The sequence below is a fragment of the Limibacterium fermenti genome, assembly GCF_041902845.1.
Taxonomy (GTDB): Bacteria; Bacteroidota; Bacteroidia; order Bacteroidales; family Dysgonomonadaceae; genus Limibacterium; species Limibacterium fermenti.
Window position 1 is genome coordinate 3032807 of sequence record NZ_CP159486.1, and the last position, 17720, is coordinate 3050526.

The window sequence follows — 17720 nt, forward strand, 5'->3', positions numbered from 1 at the left end:
GGAAGTAGCTCAGTTGATAGAGCACGACCTTGCCCCAAAAGGATTATGAACGACCTTGGCAAGAATCGGACTATCGATAGAGAAACGTTGAGGAATTTTGCGGAAGTAGCTCAGTTGGTAGAGCACGACCTTGCCAAGGTCGGGGTCGCGGGTTCGAGTCCCGTCTTCCGCTCAAGGTACGCTCGGATGGTGGAATGGTAGACACGCAAGACTTAAAATCTTGTGACCATTACGGTTGTGCGGGTTCAAGTCCCGCTCCGAGTACCATCAATAAAGCCCGTTAGTTTATACATAACTAATTGGCTTTTATTTTTTATCACTTGCACAACATTTACACAATATCCATTGAAGGTAAAACACCGCCTCCCCACAAATTCGGGGAATGAGGAATAGTCTGTAACTCTTTCTTTCATTTTCAGCGAGCGCAAGATTGCGCTCAGACTGATAGTCAGGTAACCGTATTTATGCCATATCGCAGAAATGCGATATTCAATCCGGTATTGATTAAAAAAGGAATAACCATTGAACAAAATATTAATTTTCCCGTTCAATAATTGTACTATTACAAATATATTGTACATTTGTAGCTACAGATTAAAACAATAAAAAATGACAATCAGGGGAACTTTAAAAAACAGAAAGAACTCACGGAAGGAAGTTGTCAAGAAAGATAGCAATGTAAAGTTGACACCTAAGGGAAATAAACTTATTGAGTTTACACGGGTATCTGATGAAGAACGTAAGAGATTAAGAATCGATGCATACGAATATATTCTCTAACGGTTATGAATATAAATTCATCACTAAAATAAATTCAGGCGCGAATCAACCCGTGCCTGAATTGTTATATACCTTTTTCTCATCAAAGACCCATAAAACATATTACGTTCACGTATAGGAATATCCCAACCATTTCTATGGGGTTAAATTCCATTTGAAGGATCATAAGAAGAACCCTCACAAATACAATATTCAAACAAACTACCATGAAGCGCGGCCGGTTATCTATACTTGCATAAAAATCATGCTTGATATCAATGCGAAAGATAATTGCTCGTCTTTTGGCTTCATTGGCTCAAACACCATATTCTCGATAGAGTTCGATGATAGTCATCAAGAACATTTTAAGCCGGTAGACGAACCAAAATGTAAAACCAAACGGTACCGCGTTTATAAACGGATCATGCTTACATTCTTCAAAGGAACCACGTTTGAGCATATATATAACGAAGAAACAAGTGCATACATGATGGTGCGCCGTACAGAGTTAGAGAAAAACAGTAATTTAATCAATGAAATTGCGGCTTATTTCTCTGATAATTATACAAATTTTGATTGAATTTCGGACTAATCCTAAATAAACTACAACGCTTATGCAGCGTTTTTCATTTTTTTCATCTATGTAAATAATATGCATCTTTTAAAGCATAGCCAAATATTTTGGCCTCATTAAAACATATAGGTATATTTGCAGAATATTTATTTCATGAAAAAAGAAATGAAATGAAAACAAAAATATTTTTCAGGATATTGGTATTATTCCTTGGCACAATCAACTTTGTTAGTTGTAATGATGATAAAAGTGATATGTGGTATGACAGTATGCCCGATGGCGGTCCATTCTATACCGGCAATGTCATGAGATTTTTCTATGTCGATGAAGATGGCAATGATTTGATTAATCCGGAGGACCTCACTACATTACCTGTTAGTAGTAGAGAGCGTTTGAATTCACAACCCGTTATAGAAGCATATGACTATCGTCAAGAGTATAATGACGAACTGAATAAAGTTTCATTCAATAAAGAAAAAGGATTACATGAGTTCTTTACGTATGCTTTAGGTGATTCGAGACAAAGTAGTTATACCTTTTATGTATATCATAACGGCGTTGCAGATAAGATGGATCTAACCTTTCAATATCAGAATCATAAAGTTGACGGCGGGCTTTATTATGCCAGCCGTAATATTACATGGAACGTAAATGATATAGAAGTTTATAATGAAAATAAACCGAATCCTTCGGTGACAAAATATGTTTATTTAGTAAAAAAATCGGACGGTACGACCGAAGTTGTTATCGATAAATAAAATGAACCGTTATTATAGGATATAACTTCAAAATTACAAGTTGATCATCCTAAAGCAGAATCAGTATTCACAGCCCAAGTCATAGAAACAAGGAGACAATAAGGTATTATGGAGCGGAAGCTTATCCGATCCGCAGGAAAAGTCCTATTTTTCGTACACCGGGCGATAAAAATCGAAGACAAAATACTTTTTTTCGCTCATCTTCTGCTATTTTTCATTCTTCAAGCGATATTTTTCGTTTAATCGAGTCCATTTTTCATTTGGAACACCTCATTTTTCATAGGGAATACTTTATTTTTCGTTTGCCAATAACCATACATCATTTTCAACATTACGGAGTTCGATCAAAAAAGGGCCGGAAACGTTCTCTAAAGCCTTTGGTTCGTTTCATAAACCGTATGATTCGTTTATTATGCGACAGGATTCGTTTGAGGAAAGATATTTTTCGTTCGTCAAGCATCATTTTTCGTTGGGAACAGGCTGTTTTTCGTTGGGAATCCCCTGTTTTTAAAGGAGAAAATCCTTTTTAGGGGTTGACTTATACCCTATAAAAGGCTAAACAGCCCTTCTTTCGTCCGGAAACATCTTATGTTCAACCATCGAAGGCATTCCTTCGAATGATTTTGCCCACGGTTAGGATAAATTTCGTTAAAATCCGCCCTCACGTTGCAATTTTTTACGGAAAATGATTTGCATATTAAAAATAACCTCTACCTTTGCAGGGTAAACACAAGTATAAAACAATAGTACCTACTACTTTCGCTCTAGTATCTACTGCAAAATTTTTTAAGATGAAAAAAACAGATGAAGATTTTGTTAGTACAGTAGGTGTTCTTGAATCCGTTTTTACAAAATACGAATCCGTATGGAGCACAAATCCTATCTTTTCCGCAAAGATCGTCCAATTCCGGGCGCTTTCTCCGTTGATTATGCAAACCGCGGCAGGAGCAAAAATCATAACCAGAGGCGCGAGCGATGACAAAACGGATGCTGCATTCGCGGCATGCGACCTGGCAGCCGATCTTGCGCGGCGCGCGAGCATTTATGCGTTGGAAAACATCAATCTGGAAACGCACGATCAACTCAGGGCGAGCCGGGGAATGCTCTCTCAAATGCCCGACAAAGATCTTTCCGCCAGGTTACACGATCTCTATAACCGCATGGTCGCTCTTGGCGAACCCTTAGCACCTTATGTCACCCCGGAAGAACTGGAAAAACTCCAAAAGTTGATAGACGCTTACGATAAGATCACTTCACGGCCGCGAGAATTGATTATCGAGCGCAGGATATTCAATCAAACGTTCCCGGAGCAACGCAACGAAATGCGTAAAATCTATTATAAATTGGACAGCCTGATAAGCTTTTTCAAAGGTACGGAATTTGAGCAGGCTTACCGCAACGCACGGCGCATTGTCCGTTCGAGCGCCCGTAAACCGAAGAAAAAAGACGAAGAAAAAGAGAAAACGAAATAAAGATTGAGAAAGTAATCGTATCAATTGAGATTAGGCGAATATAAAAAGGCATTCAATACTATACGGATAGTCGAACAAATACAGCCCAATAATCCGGATATAAAATCGATGGTCGCAATTTATTCGGTGCTAAATAACGAAAATGCCCGGGTCATGAACCAGTGACGTGCCTCCTATACAACGACCGTTTATTTTCCGTTATTATGCTATCTGTTCGTTGTTGTTCAAAAGCTCCACATTAAAATTCACTTTTGCTTTTAATGCACCGAAGACTTTCAAGATCGTTTCCATCGTTACATTCGTCGTATTATTTTCCAACTTGGATATTTGCGCCCTTTGAACCCCTATCAATTCGCCCAACTCCTGCTGCGTCAGATTTCTCTCGAGCCTGACTTTGCGAATCATTTCTCCCAACATTTCAAGTTGGAGTTCCCGTTCGTACCGAGTCCGTTTTTCGGTCCCTATTTCACCGATAAATTCATCTTTTATTTGGTCGAAAGTAAAGACTTCCAATTCTTTATTTTTTGTTGTCATTTTTTCTACTTTTTCAAAACTTCCACCGGATATACATATATACATCTGTCCTATCGCTGCCATCGATCTTTTCGGTACCCGTACCGATGAAATCCCTATCGAAATAATGCGTAAAGGCTCCTTTAACCGAGACGGAAAGCTTCGAAGTAACGGCACACCTCAACGACAACGCCAAGCGGCCGCCCTGGCCGTAAAAAGATGGAATATAAAAGGTGTTCAACAGATTCCGCTCATTGGAATACAAACGGGTTTGATAAGAATCCGTATCGAAATACGAACCGTACATTTCGCCCGTCATTTTACCTTTCCCCCGATAACCGATTTGTTGCGAAAGTTGATATCCGAATTCCTCGCTTACATATTGTTGACGATAACGGACGGCTTCGGCCGCAGAACGGAAATACCAACCCTTTTCGGGCACAAGAGCGAATCGCAAACGTAACTTATGGGTATAATACGGCAAAACGGTGGTCGACTCGTCATCGGGGTAATGCGCATTTTTCTCTTTTCGCTTGAATTTATAGCGAAGATCGAGTTTTGACGCATCGCTAAAGGAATACGTGCCGAGAAAATAACCGTCGATAGCGTGCGAAGGCGTATCGACACCGTATTTCATCCAAGGAAAATACACGTAATCGATATAACTTGTCAGGGATATTCTACTCGACAGGCTACAGGTGGCTCCTAAATATATTCCTTGTTCGTTCTGCACTTTCCCGCCTTCGGAAAAAGCCTGCCCATACAACGCATTGTAAGAGATGGGAAAATAACGATGCAGCAAACTGACAGACAACCGTGAGGAAGGATTGTAATGAATCGCATTCAGCGTGGCCACGGCTCCGTTTCCGGCAACCGCCGTTTCGCCGGCTACAACCAGGTGCGAAAAACGATAGGAATAATCGACACTGGCATTCCAATGATGGTACCCGCGCAAATAGTACCGGTTATAATCGCGAAGGGCCGGATTATCCTTTCGATTATACGAATAATATACGGCGCTCGCCCCGATTTGAAGGCGGTCTTTCCGGTAATTGACATTTGCCCCGGCGACTTGTTCACGCGTATTTCCTTTCTTGCTGATTTCAAGAGGCGTCCGGTGATAACCGTCGGTCTTGAAAGAGGTGATCTCCTCGTCTGAGAGGTTGGCATCGATGAGTTTACGGGAATAAAAAAGAGTTACCGAAACAGGGTTGAGATTGAAAACCGCCGCACCGCCCCGGAAGAAACCGCTTTCGGCCGCAGAGAAATGTCGTTTCGGGGCTTGCGTGCGGCGGACGATATTCGTCACCGCCCACGATTTACTGATCATAAAGTCGTTATTCACGATGAGCCCTTGTCCGAACGACAGGCGGTAATCTCCCAGCGTTACATTCTTCAGAAACCCTTTCTCTTCCCGCAGGATAAAATAAAATCCGTCATGATCGAAGCCTTTTAATGGGCGAAAGAGCGGTTCTCCGGCATCTTTCTCGACGATCACCCCGAATTGGACTTTCTCGCGATAGGAAAAAGCGAAACGCAAGGAATGATAAAAATCTTCTCCGGCATATTTCCGGTTTGGATACCGTGCGAGGACGCTATCCGGATACGTCCGGTAACCGGCGCGTTCCGTCAGCGTTTTATCCAGACGGATTTGGAGTTCTTTTTTGCCGTATCGCAGCACGTCACGCATCCGCAAGGAAGCTTCTTGGGTTTCAAATTCCCCGACAAAAAAGAAAGGGAGGATCAATTGAATTTTATTGAACGACAGCGAAGGGACGTTTCTCAATTCATAAACCGTGTACACCGGACGGTTTTTCGTCAGGAAGTCGGCCAGACCGGCGGCTTCCCCGGCAGACAGCAACGGAAAACGTTCGAGGGCATCGCGGGTAACGGCATTCAGATTCATCGGATGGTTTTCCAACTGAATCAGTTCCTCGATCATGTTTTCCAGAATAGTCTCATCCGGTTCTTCCTCGGCCATTTCCTGCACATACGATCGCCAATCGTTTGTTTGTCCTTTCACCTCAAACAAATCCAAACAAACAACGCAAGCAAGAATACGAAAGACAAGCGGGCGGTTCATTACAGAAAAAAGAATATCATTTATCATTTCTATTAAACGTAATACAAAGCTACTTATTTTTAAGTGTATAATTCAATTCTCGCCTGCAAAAAAATAATCAGCACCAACCCATCAGCACATCAATAATCAGGTCTCAGATATCAAAATATTAAACGGATTTTTATAAATTTGCAGACAAATAATAAAACGAACTGTCGATATGGGCCACTTGATCCGCGTGTTCGCCGCCATATTGCTTCTACTGGCATCCTGTACAAACGCAAAAAAAGAAGCATCGTCCGGTTACGATTTTTCCGAAATCATGGAAAAGGACACTCTTCGCATATTGACGCTCAACACGTCGACCTCGTACTTCATTTATCGCGACCAACCCATGGGATATCATTATGATATGGTCAAGGATTTCTGCCGGCAACACAACCTCGTCCCCGAAATCATTATCGCTCAAAATGCCGCCGCCATGGTAGACTTGTTGCAAGCTGAAAAGGCCGATATGATTGCTTATCCTATTCCTTTGCAGAACCGGCTGAAAGATTCGCTTATTTACTGCGGGCTTCAGCAGATTACGCACCAGGTATTGGTGCAACGGGCGGAAGCGACGGACACCTTGCTTTCGGACGTGACGCAACTCATCGGCAAACAAGTAACGGTGTTAAACGGATCGCAATACGAACAGCGGATGCAAAACCTGAACGAAGAGTTGGGCGGCGGCATCGATATACGGACCGCCGATAAAGACACCATCATATTGGAGGATTTGATCCGCATGGTCTCCGAAGGTGAAATCCGGTACACCGTGGCCAATAATTACCTGGCCAAGCTCAATCAAACCTATTACCGTAATATCGATATAAACCTGCAAGTGAGTTTCGACCAACGCTCATCGTGGGTGGTGACTAAAAACAGGCCCGTATTGGCCGACTCGCTGAATCGCTGGTTTGAGCAACGAAATACGCAGCCGACTTATTCGCAAATCACCAAACGCTATTTTGAAGAAACGAAGCGAAGCGCCTTCTACAGTCCCCCCACGACCATGATAAACTTGCAAACCGGACAAATCTCGCCGTTCGATACGTACTTCAAACACTATGGCGACCTTTTCGGAATCGACTGGCGGTTATTGACTTCCATGGCGTATTACGAATCGTCGTTCGATCCGCTGGCCGAGGCATGGACCGGCGCCGGAGGATTGATGGGCTTAATGCCGTCGACGGCCGAAACGGTTGGTGTATCTATCAGTCATCTATTCGATCCGGAGCAGAATATCCGTGGCGGTACACGCTATCTGAAACGGCTTCTCGACACTTTTTCGTCGGTAAAAGATCCTTCCGAAAGATTGAAATTGGCGCTCGCCGCATACAACGGCGGCATCGGGCATGTTTCCGATGCACGGGCGCTCGCCCAAAAGTACCAAGCCGACAAAAACGTTTGGAGCGGAAACGTGGAGAGATACCTGCAACTGAAACGCTTACAGCTTTACTACGAAGATCCGGTATGCCAGTTCGGTTACTTTCGTTCCGACGAAACCGTCAATTATGTGAAGAATGTCATGGCGCAATGGCAAAGCTATAAAGAGAAAACAGATGATTCCGCGCCAAGAATAAAAAAATAACTATCTTTGTGTTCTTATTCCTTTTAAAGGAAATGCGAATAGAAAATCAAATCGAAAACTAAGGAAAAGATGTCAGTTACTATTAGTAAAATAAATGATAAAGAATCGCTGAGAAAATTCGTCCACTTCGGTATTGATCTTTATGAGGGAAATGAATATTATGTTCCGCCTCTCATTTACGATGAATTAGCGACGTTAAACAGGGCGAAGAATCCGGCTTTCGATCATTGTGAGGCAACCTATTTTCTCGCTTACCGCGATAATGAAATCGTGGGGCGTATCGCCGTTATGATTAATTACAAGGCCAACGAACGATGGAATCACAAACAGGCCCGTTTCGGCTTTGTCGATTTTATTGACGACGTGGAAGTGGTGGACGCCCTCTTTGGCGCCGCGGAGAGTTGGGCCCGTTTCAGGGGCATGGAAAAAATACTGGGCCCGATGGGATTCACCGATCTGGATCACGAAGGAATGTTGGTGGAAGGCTTTGATCAGATGGGAACCATGGCAACCATCTATAATTATCCCTATTACGTGGATCACATGTACCGGATGGGCTATATAAAAGATCAGGACTGGGTGGAGTTTTTGATAACGATCCCCCGGGAACTGCCCGAGCGTTTCATGCGCGCTTCGGAAATCGTTAAAAGGCGTTCCGGCGTGGAAGTGAAGCACTTCGCCAGGAAAGACGATGTGTATCCCTATGCAAAAGACATCTTTCGATTAATCAACAAAGCATATAAAGAGATTTACGGATATGTGGAACTGACCGAACGGCAAATTGACTATTATGTGGACATGTATATCCCCATGCTTCGTCTCGACTTTCTGACAGTCGTCATCCGGCAGGAAGATAACAAACTGATAGGAGTGGGTATCGGACTGCCGAGCATGTCGACAGCCTTGCAAAAATCAAGGGGTCGTTTTATGCCTACGGGATGGTACCACCTTTACAAGGCGTTGAAAGGGAAAGACAATAAAGTTCTTGATTTGCTTTTGGTCGCCGTTGATCCCGAATATCAAGGGAAAGGAATAACGGCCTTGTTATTCAATGAGTTTATTCCCGCCGCCATCCGTTTAGGATTTGAATATGCCGAAAGTAATGTGGAACTGGAAACGAACCATAAAGTGCATTCGATGTGGGACGACCTGGAAGCGAAACAGACTAAAAGACGCCGGGCGTTTATAAAAGAGTTGTAAGACGAAAGACGATTAGTAATTAGTAATTACTAATTACTAATTACAAATGACAAATTACGAATGATAAATGAAAGGCTGAACGCCAAAAGACCTGATAATAAAAACATTAGACATTAGACCGGTGACCGGTGACTGAAGACCGGAGAACCGGTGACCGGAAACCAAATAAGGAGTAAGAGTGAGCGAATTAGAAAATATAATACAATCAACAAGTAACTATCAGGAAGATAATATCGTCACTCTGGAATGGCAAGAGCATATCCGCCGCCGTCCCGGAATGTATATCGGAAAGTTGGGCGACGGCTCTTCTTCCGACGACGGTATATATGTTCTTTTAAAAGAGGTGTTGGACAACTCGATCGATGAGTATATGATGGGCTTCGGAAGAACCATTGAAGTCGTCATCGAGGGGGAAACCGTACGGGTGCGCGACCATGGTCGCGGCGTACCTTTGGGAAAGGTTATCGACGTATGTTCCAAGATGAACACCGGCGCGAAATACGATTCGAAAGCGTTTAAAAAATCGGTCGGACTGAATGGCGTGGGTATTAAAGCGGTCAACGCATTGTCGTCGCACTTTTTTATGCAAAGCGTACGCGAAGGACAAGCCAAAGGCGTGGAGTTTCATCAAGGCATCTTGTCACAAGAGAACCCTATCGCTCCCTCTGAAGAAGGAAACGGCACATTGGTGGAGTTTGTTCCTGATGCCGGTATCTTCGGCCCGTATCATTACCGAGAAGAGCATATCGCCCCGTTGCTCAAAAACTATGTTTTCTTAAATACGGGTTTGACCATCCTCTTTAACGGACAGAAATTTTATTCGAAAAACGGATTGGTCGACTTACTCAATGAGAATCTCACTTCCGACCTGCTCTATCCCATCATCCACCTTTCCGGTGAAGATATAGAAGTCGCGATTACGCACACCAATCAATATGGCGAAGAATATTACTCGTTTGTAAACGGGCAGCACACCACGCAAGGGGGGACGCACCTGACGGCCTTCCGCGAAGCGACAGCCCGTATCATCAAAGAGTACTACAACCGGAATTTCGAATATTCCGACATCCGCAACGGCATGGTGGCATGCATCAGTATTAAAGTGGAAGAGCCGGTATTCGAGTCGCAAACAAAAACGAAGCTGGGCTCGAAAGAGATGTCGCCGAACGGCATTTCGGTCAGCAAGTATATTAACGATTTCCTGAAGAAGGAACTCGATAATTACCTGCACAAGAGTACCGAAACTTCCGACATCTTGCAAAAGAAAATCCTCGACTCGGAAAAAGAGCGTAAAGCGATTGCCGGCGTTACCAAACTGGCGCGCGAAAGGGCAAAGAAAGCCAATCTGCATAACAAAAAACTGCGTGACTGCCGCATCCATTACAACGATTCGAAAGGCGACAACCGCGACGATACCTGCATCTTCATCACCGAGGGTGACTCGGCCAGCGGTTCCATCACGAAAAGCCGTGATCCGAATCTGCAAGCTGTTTTCAGCCTTCGAGGCAAGCCGCTCAATTCATTCGGGTTGACGAAAAAAATAGTGTATGAGAATGAAGAGTTCAATCTGTTGCAGGCGGCGTTGAATATCGAGGAGGGCATGGACGGGCTGCGTTACAATAAAGTGATTATCGCAACCGATGCCGATACCGACGGCATGCACATCCGTTTGCTGCTCATCACCTTCTTCCTTCAGTTCTTCCCCGATTTGATTAAAAAAAACCACGTTTATATTTTGCAAACGCCTCTTTTCAGGGTGCGGAACAAAAAGAAAACGCTCTATTGTTATACCGAAGAAGACCGCCTTTCGGCCATGAAAGAGTTGGGTCCCAATCCGGAGATAACGCGTTTTAAAGGGCTTGGAGAGATCTCGCCCGATGAATTCCGCCATTTTATCGGCAAAGATATACGGCTCGACAAAGTAAGTATGCGTAAAGAAGACTTACTGAAAGAATTGCTGGAATTTTATATGGGAAAGAATACCCCGGAGCGCCAAAATTTCATTATCGACAATCTGGTCGTGGAAGAAAGCGCCTGAGGTCAAGAACCGCGTCCCATTCATTCTTATTAGAATATAGATATGCCTACATACTCTTCTGTACAACGGCCCCGCATCGCCCTTTTCCCGGGAACTTTCGATCCTTTTACGATCGGACACGAATCCTTGATCCGTCGGGGGTTGCAGTTTCTCGATAAAATCATTATCGCGGTGGGGACGAACGAGGCCAAAAAAAATTATTTCCCGTTACATCAACGAGTGGAGATGATCAGAGATTATTATAAAGATGAAAACCGGGTGCGCGTCGAAAGCTATCATTCGCTGACCATCGATTTTGCCCGCGAAGTGAATGCTTCTTTTATCCTTCGGGGCATCCGTTCGGTGAATGATTTCGAATATGAAAAAACCATTGCCGATATGAATCGATCATTGTCCGGAATCGAAACGCTGTTATTATTTACAGAGCCTGCGCTCACGCATATCAGTTCGACGCAAGTGAGGGAGTTGCTGCGATACGGGCACGACGTTTCGGGATTCATCCCGAAAGGAATGAAAATTTACGATATAAAAAATGAAAATGATCAATAAAAGACTACTTATTCTGGCCGCCGGTTTCCTGCTTGTGTGGGGAAACACCCTGGCACAGTTCCGCCCCAGCGCCGAAGGCATCAAGCTCGAACGCTCGCTTCAACTCATCAATAATCTATATGTAGACGATGTGGATTCGAAGAAAATCACCGAAGTTGCCCTCAGGGCGATGCTCAAAGAATTAGATCCGCATTCGTCGTATCTCAACGAAGAGGAAGTACGCGCCATGAACGAGCCGCTGCAAGGCAACTTCGACGGCATCGGCATCGCCTTTAATATGCTTACCGACACCCTCTACGTGATGGAAGTGGTTGCGGGAGGGCCTTCGCAGAAAGTAGGCATCCAATCGGGCGATAAAATCCTGTATGTAAACGACACGCTGATTGCCGGTGTGAAAATGAACAATCAGGAAGTAATTAAAAAATTACGCGGGCCGAAGGGTACCACCGTCAATGTGAAAGTACAGCGCCGGGGAGTGGATAATTTATTGGAATTTAAAATAGTCCGAGATAAAATTCCTATTTACAGCATCGACGCGACTTATATGGTAAATAACGAGATAGGTTATATCCGGCTGAGTCGTTTCGGGGTAACCTCGGTGGAGGAATTTCTTAAAGCCGAAGACGAACTGAAAGCGAAAGGGATGAAAAAACTCATTCTCGACCTTACCGGCAACGGAGGGGGCATTTTACAAACGGCCAGTGATATTGCCGATGAGTTTTTAGGGAATGAAAAACTCATTGTGTACACCGAAGGAAAAAACCAGCCCCGTTTTACCATGAATGCCACTTCGCGTGGAAAATTCGAAAACGGGGACTTGATCATTTTGGTGAATGAAGGCTCGGCTTCGGCCAGCGAAATTGTAGCGGGCGCTATTCAAGATTGGGACCGGGGGATCATCGTGGGGCGCCGGACTTTCGGCAAGGGCCTCGTTCAACGACAGCTTCCTCTACCCGACGGAACCATGATACGCCTCACCGTAGCCAAATACTACACCCCTACGGGCCGAAGCATCCAGAAGCCTTATGAAGAAGGGCATATCGATGAATATAACAACGACTTTCTCAATCGCTATGAACACGGAGAGATGTTCGATGCCGATAGTATACAGTTCCCGGACTCGTTGAAATACACGACCCTGACAACCAAGCGCACCGTTTACGGTGGTGGCGGAATCATGCCCGATTATTTTGTACCGGTCGACACCACTTCGGGCTCACGCCTTCATGTCGAGATGAATGCCAAAGGGATCTTTAACCGGCTGGCCATCGCCGAGGTCGACAACAACCGTAACGCGTTACTCAAATCGTTCCCCGATGTAGATGCTTTTAAAGCAGGTTATCAAATTACGCCTGCCATGGTAGAAAAAATCAAGCTGATGGCGGCGGAAGAAAAAATCAAATGGGACGAAACGGAGTATCAACGTTCGGAAAAGTTAATGCTCTTGCAACTGAAAGCATTGATCGCCCACAATCTCTACGACACTTCGGCTTTTTACAAAATTATGAACGATGATAACGATATCTTCCGGGCAGGACTCGAGATTCTTTCCGATCCCGATCGCTACAACGGCCTGTTGAAGGGTATCGGTAGCAATGTAAACCGATAATGCCTTATGAATTTTGATTACAACCGTTTCCGTATTGAACAAGGCGCGAAGGTAACCCTCAAGAATTTCGCAACGTGCGAAACGGGAGGATATACCAAAGAATCGGCCAAAGACGAAATTCAAAACAATATCCGCGAGTTAAAAAAATATCAGGAGATATTTTATGCCGCCGACAAACATTCCATGCTGATTATCTTACAGGCTCCCGACGCTGCGGGAAAAGACGGAGTGATCCGGCATGTGATGTCGGGCATCAACCCGCAGGGTTGTCGGGTGCATAGCTTTAAAACGCCCACCAAGAACGAATTGGAGCATGATTATATATGGCGCCATTATCTTGCGCTTCCGCAGCGCGGAATGATCGAGATATTCAATCGATCGCATTACGAGAATGTATTGGCGACGAAAGTCAATCCGTCTTGGATCATGAACGAGCGGATCCCCGGATTGCATTCGATAGAGAAGCTGGACAAAGAATTCTGGGAAAACCGTTACCGGGACATCAATGCCATCGAACGGCATTGGGCGGAAAATGGGATGGTAATTGTCAAGTTTTTCCTGCATTTATCGAAAGACGAACAAAAGGAACGTTTTCTGGCTCGCCTCGATGAACCGGACAAGAACTGGAAGTTCAGTTCCGCCGATATACAGGCCCGGGCACAATGGGACGATTATCAGCGTGCATACGAAGAGATGTTGGAGAAAACGTCCAGGCCTTATGCCCCCTGGTATGTCATTCCCGCCGACAAGAAATTTTTCACCCGGGTGGCGGTGGGAGATATTATCATCGAACATTTCAAAAAACTCGACTTACGATTTCCTCCCGCCGAATCACCGGAAATGCTCGCCGAAGCGCGTCGTCGCCTTATGAACGAATAAGATTTCAGAATTTCAAATCTTCTATCGAAACAATCTTTTTCGATATGGCGTAAATCGTCAACCCCGAAAGGCTCTTAATGCCTGTTTTCACCGCAATATTCTTCCGGTGTGTCGTCACCGTGTGGATACTGATATTCAGCGTATCGGCAATCTCTTTGTTGGAATTACCGTTAACAAGTTTGATAAGCACATCTATTTCGCGGTCGGTCAAATTATCGTCATCGGGGAAAATATTATTATCCGACAGCGCCCTCTCTTCAATTTTCTCTATCTCTTCCAATATCTGCTGAACCGAGTCATAGATCGAAAAATAGGCGTCCATCAGATGGAAAAGTTTCTTCTTCATCACCCCGAAGTCAATGCCGATAATCGCCAAATGGGGATGTGACCGGCGGAGCTTTTTAATATCCTTTTCCCTATTGACGAATTGCATGGGATTGGCGATCAGTATATCTACCGGATGAGAATTCAACATTTCCAAAAAATCATCCAACGTTTCGATCCTCGTAACAAAACAGTCCAATTCAGATTGATAAAGAATATGACGCAACCCTTCGCAAATAATTTGCGAGGATTCCATAATAATAATATTTATTTTATTCTTATGCTTAAGCATGCTTTTCTTTTTCAATACTTTGTCCTAAAGGAATCAATATAGTCTCTTCAATAAGAGAATGGATAAACAAATCGTACTCCAATTCGAAGAGCTCCAAAAAGAGTTTCCTGCGCACGATCAAATCCCCCTCTATACTGATATATTTCATCAAAAGATTTTTTAAATCCTTCAATTTTAATTCAATGTCCGTATGGTGATCGCTATACTCTTTAGCCGAATAAAACTCGGTCTCAGGATCCTTATCTCCCTGAAGCAATTTGATAAAGTAGGGAAACGCCACATTATCTTCATAATCGAAATGTTCCAGTACTTCGCTAAAATACTCATCAAAAAAATTCTCCAGCAGCACCAACTCTGTTTCCGGATGGTTTTCTTGCAGATAATGAATATACGTGCTTATTTGAGGATACGTATAAAACTGATAATATTGATGACTATTCTTAAGAAATCGAATGATTTGCAGAATATCTTGTTCGGGGAAAATCGTTACTTTTTTCGGCCGGAACCCGTTGTAAAGATTCGCAACCGTAATAAACAACTCTACGCCGATCTGGTTTTCGTCACACATCTGGCTTACCGTCAAGTCGCCCACTTTGAAATCGATCTCAAAATGCTGCATCATCAGTAATAATGCCGAATTCTCTTCGATAAGATGCGTCATTTTACTGTTCGGATTCACTTTCGTCTTTTGGAAATAGTACATAATCGGACATTTTTGTTGTAAAAGTAGTAAAAATAGAACAAAGAACAAGACAAAAAAACAAGACAAAAGATGGAAGACGCAAAAAATACCGATTATCCTTCATAATTCATAATTCATAATTCTCAACTTATGCTTATTTTTGCAACAAATGTCTTTCAATAGAATAAACTGATTAAAATGAACGATTTTCATAACCTACTTCTTCAACGCAGAAGCATCCGCAAGTTTACCGATCAACTGCTCACGCCCGAGCAGACACAGTCGATTTTGCAGGCCGCACTACTCTCCCCGACTTCTAAAAACAAGCATTCCTGGGAGTTTGTCGTCGTAGAAGATAAAGAACGTCTGAACGCTCTCTCGAAATGTAAACCTTCATCCGCAGCACTCATTGCCGATGCAGCTTTGGCGGTAGTTGTTCTCGGTAATCCGCTCGACAGCAGGGTGTGGATCGAAGATGCGTCTATTGCCGCCATCAACATGCAATTGCAAGCGGAAGACTTGGGACTGGGAAGCTGCTGGGTACAAGTACGTGACCGCTATTTTTCCGAGACTTGTACATCGGGAGAATACCTGAGTGTATTGCTCGAACTGCCCATGCCTCTCGAAGTCTTATGCATTATTGCTTTCGGGCATAAGGATAAAAAACGTCCTCACAACGACATCGAGAAGTTACGGTGGGAAAAGGTTCACATCGAACAATACCGTCTACCGGAAATAGAATGAACCGTACGGCTAAATTTAAAAAAAAGATCATGGGTCAAAAAGTGGTATTTATCGGGGCAGGCAATCTGGCTACTCAATTGGGCAAAGCACTCTATACAGCCGGAAACGAAATTGTGCAGGTATTCAGTCGAAACATCGACCATGCCCGCCAACTCGCCCGCCAACTTGAGTCGTCTGCGATAGACGACATCCGGCAGATCGAACTTTCGGCAGACTGCTATATCTTCGCCCTTAAGGATGATGCTTTACCGGCCATCGCCGCACAAATGCCCACGACTGATGGTGTATGGATACACACGGCCGGCAGCTTGCCTGTCTCTGTCCTTTCGGAATATAAAGAGGATGTAGGCGTTCTTTATCCCTTACAGACCTTTAGTAAATCGCGGAATGTAAGCTTTTCAGACATTCCGATATTCATTGAAGCAAACAATAGCGCGACACAGCAATTAATAGAATCGTTGGCTCGGAGCATTTCAGAAGAAGTGCACGTCCTTTCGGGGGAAAAAAGAAAATATCTACATCTCGCTGCTGTATTCGCTTGTAATTTCACGAATCATTTTTACACCCTTGCCGAAGAAATCCTCCAAAAAGAGCATATTCCTTTCGACGTACTCAAACCGCTTATTCGCGAAACGGCCGATAAAGTAATGGAGCGATCTCCCCGCGAAGCCCAAACAGGGCCGGCGGTTCGTTTCGACGAAAAAGTCATGCAGCGCCAAGTAGAATTACTGTCCAACGATACGCTGCGAAAACTATATTGGATGGTAAGTAATAGTATACACGATCACAGTCTATGAGCATTATACAATACGATCTCACAAAGATTAAAGCTTTTATTTTCGATGTCGACGGCGTTTTATCTTGTCAGACAATTCCTCTTTCTTCCGCCGGAGAACCTTTAAGGACAGCCAATATTCAGGATGGATATGCCCTTAACCTGGCTGTCAAAAACGCTTATGGCGTAGCGATTATAACAGGAGGAAATACACAAGCGGTAAAAATACGTTATCAATCGCTCGGCATAACCGACATCTATATGAAGTCCGCCTTTAAGATAAACGATTACCGGCATTACATCAGCAAAACCGGCTATACTCCCGAAGAAATCGTTTATATAGGAGACGACATCCCCGATTATCCTGTAATGCGCGAAGTGGGATTGCCCGTGGCTCCTGCCGACGCCGCTCCCGAAATAAAACAAATAGCCCGGTATATTTCTCCTGTTAAAGGTGGTTGCGGCGTGGCGCGCGACGTTATCCGCCAAGTCCTCATCGCTCAAGGAAAATGGATGAATGAAGAAGCATTCGGGTGGTAAAGACGAATATTGCCAACCCTGAATAGGCCTTCCTCAGGAGACCGGAGGCGAAAGAAAGCCGGGAAACGGACATTTTTCAAAGAGAGCTTTCACCCCATATGTAAATATTTCGCCCCGCAATCGCCACTTTTGTCCCTTTCGCGAGGACATCATCCCTTTTATTTGCATGCACACTTATAAGATTATTCCTTTGCAACAATCATCGGCGCCACAAAGGCGCCCCTATCCGTGAATGAAGGAATATCAAAAGTAACAGTTTTTTACTCACGAGCATTTTTTATTGAAGTTTCCAACAATTTTGTTTTTATTGTAAACGA

16 protein-coding genes and 2 tRNA genes are annotated in these 17720 nt (G+C 44.0%); 14 read left to right on the top strand and 4 right to left on the bottom strand.

The annotated features are described in order from the left end of the window. Positions 1–99 precede the first annotated feature (99 nt). From ABNK31_RS13135 to ABNK31_RS13155, 5 genes are all read left to right on the top strand, one after another. Positions 100–172, top strand: a tRNA-Gly gene (locus ABNK31_RS13135). An 8-nt stretch (positions 173–180) separates the two neighbouring features. Further along, positions 181–267, top strand: a tRNA-Leu gene (locus tag ABNK31_RS13140). 757 nt (positions 268–1024) lie between these two features. Continuing rightward, positions 1025–1339 (top strand): hypothetical protein, encoded by a 315-nt coding sequence (locus tag ABNK31_RS13145; protein WP_418892956.1) that lies wholly within the window; start codon positions 1025–1027, stop codon positions 1337–1339. Positions 1340–1503: 164 nt separating this feature from the next. Next, a complete protein-coding gene (locus ABNK31_RS13150; RefSeq protein ID WP_418892957.1) occupies positions 1504–2091 on the top strand; it encodes a hypothetical protein in 588 nt (195 codons plus the stop codon). A 791-nt stretch (positions 2092–2882) separates the two neighbouring features. Further along, complete coding sequence (locus ABNK31_RS13155; RefSeq protein ID WP_418892958.1) at positions 2883–3563, top strand: hypothetical protein; 681 nt, start codon at positions 2883–2885, stop codon at positions 3561–3563. A 201-nt stretch (positions 3564–3764) separates the two neighbouring features. Here the strand turns inward: ABNK31_RS13155 and ABNK31_RS13160 are convergent, their stop codons facing one another. Continuing rightward, positions 3765–4097 (bottom strand): helix-turn-helix domain-containing protein, encoded by a 333-nt coding sequence (locus ABNK31_RS13160; protein WP_418892959.1) that lies wholly within the window; start codon positions 4095–4097, stop codon positions 3765–3767. A 13-nt stretch (positions 4098–4110) separates the two neighbouring features. Then, positions 4111–6186, bottom strand: coding sequence for a hypothetical protein (locus tag ABNK31_RS13165; RefSeq protein WP_418892960.1), 2076 nt, complete (start codon positions 6184–6186; stop codon positions 4111–4113). 172 nt (positions 6187–6358) lie between these two features. Between ABNK31_RS13165 and ABNK31_RS13170 the strand changes: the two genes are divergently transcribed. From ABNK31_RS13170 to ABNK31_RS13195, 6 genes are all read left to right on the top strand, one after another. Next, on the top strand, positions 6359–7771 hold the full coding sequence (locus tag ABNK31_RS13170) for a transglycosylase SLT domain-containing protein (RefSeq protein ID WP_418892961.1): 1413 nt from the start codon (positions 6359–6361) through the stop codon (positions 7769–7771). A gap of 69 nt (positions 7772–7840) precedes the next feature. Then, positions 7841–8971, top strand: coding sequence for a GNAT family N-acetyltransferase (locus tag ABNK31_RS13175; protein ID WP_418892962.1), 1131 nt, complete (start codon positions 7841–7843; stop codon positions 8969–8971). Positions 8972–9149: 178 nt separating this feature from the next. After that, positions 9150–11009 (top strand): DNA topoisomerase IV subunit B, encoded by a 1860-nt coding sequence (locus ABNK31_RS13180; RefSeq protein ID WP_418892963.1) that lies wholly within the window; start codon positions 9150–9152, stop codon positions 11007–11009. Between the two features lie 42 nt (positions 11010–11051). Continuing rightward, positions 11052–11558: a pantetheine-phosphate adenylyltransferase gene (gene coaD, locus ABNK31_RS13185; RefSeq protein WP_418892964.1), complete on the top strand. Its 507-nt coding sequence runs from the start codon at positions 11052–11054 to the stop codon at positions 11556–11558. Continuing rightward, entirely contained in the window at positions 11542–13167 is a 1626-nt protein-coding gene (locus ABNK31_RS13190) for a S41 family peptidase (protein ID WP_321578895.1), read from the top strand. Before coaD ends, ABNK31_RS13190 begins: the two co-directional genes overlap by 17 nt. A 6-nt stretch (positions 13168–13173) precedes the next feature. After that, a complete protein-coding gene (locus tag ABNK31_RS13195) occupies positions 13174–14046 on the top strand; it encodes a polyphosphate kinase 2 family protein (protein WP_418892965.1) in 873 nt (290 codons plus the stop codon). Positions 14047–14050: 4 nt separating this feature from the next. Here ABNK31_RS13195 and ABNK31_RS13200 read toward each other — a convergent pair whose 3' ends face one another. Beyond that, positions 14051–14626, bottom strand: coding sequence for a response regulator transcription factor (locus ABNK31_RS13200; protein WP_418892966.1), 576 nt, complete (start codon positions 14624–14626; stop codon positions 14051–14053). Between the two features lie 28 nt (positions 14627–14654). Further along, positions 14655–15365, bottom strand: coding sequence for a hypothetical protein (locus ABNK31_RS13205; RefSeq protein ID WP_418892967.1), 711 nt, complete (start codon positions 15363–15365; stop codon positions 14655–14657). 177 nt (positions 15366–15542) lie between these two features. Between ABNK31_RS13205 and ABNK31_RS13210 the strand changes: the two genes are divergently transcribed. The 3 genes from ABNK31_RS13210 to ABNK31_RS13220 are packed head-to-tail and all read left to right on the top strand — an operon-like array spanning position 15543 to position 17403. Beyond that, a complete protein-coding gene (locus tag ABNK31_RS13210) occupies positions 15543–16088 on the top strand; it encodes a nitroreductase family protein (RefSeq protein WP_418892968.1) in 546 nt (181 codons plus the stop codon). A 29-nt stretch (positions 16089–16117) separates the two neighbouring features. Continuing rightward, complete coding sequence (locus ABNK31_RS13215; RefSeq protein ID WP_418892969.1) at positions 16118–16885, top strand: Rossmann-like and DUF2520 domain-containing protein; 768 nt, start codon at positions 16118–16120, stop codon at positions 16883–16885. Next, a complete protein-coding gene (locus ABNK31_RS13220; protein ID WP_418892970.1) occupies positions 16882–17403 on the top strand; it encodes a KdsC family phosphatase in 522 nt (173 codons plus the stop codon). The genes ABNK31_RS13215 and ABNK31_RS13220 overlap by 4 nt, the downstream gene beginning before the upstream one ends. The last annotated feature ends 317 nt before the right edge of the window (positions 17404–17720 follow it).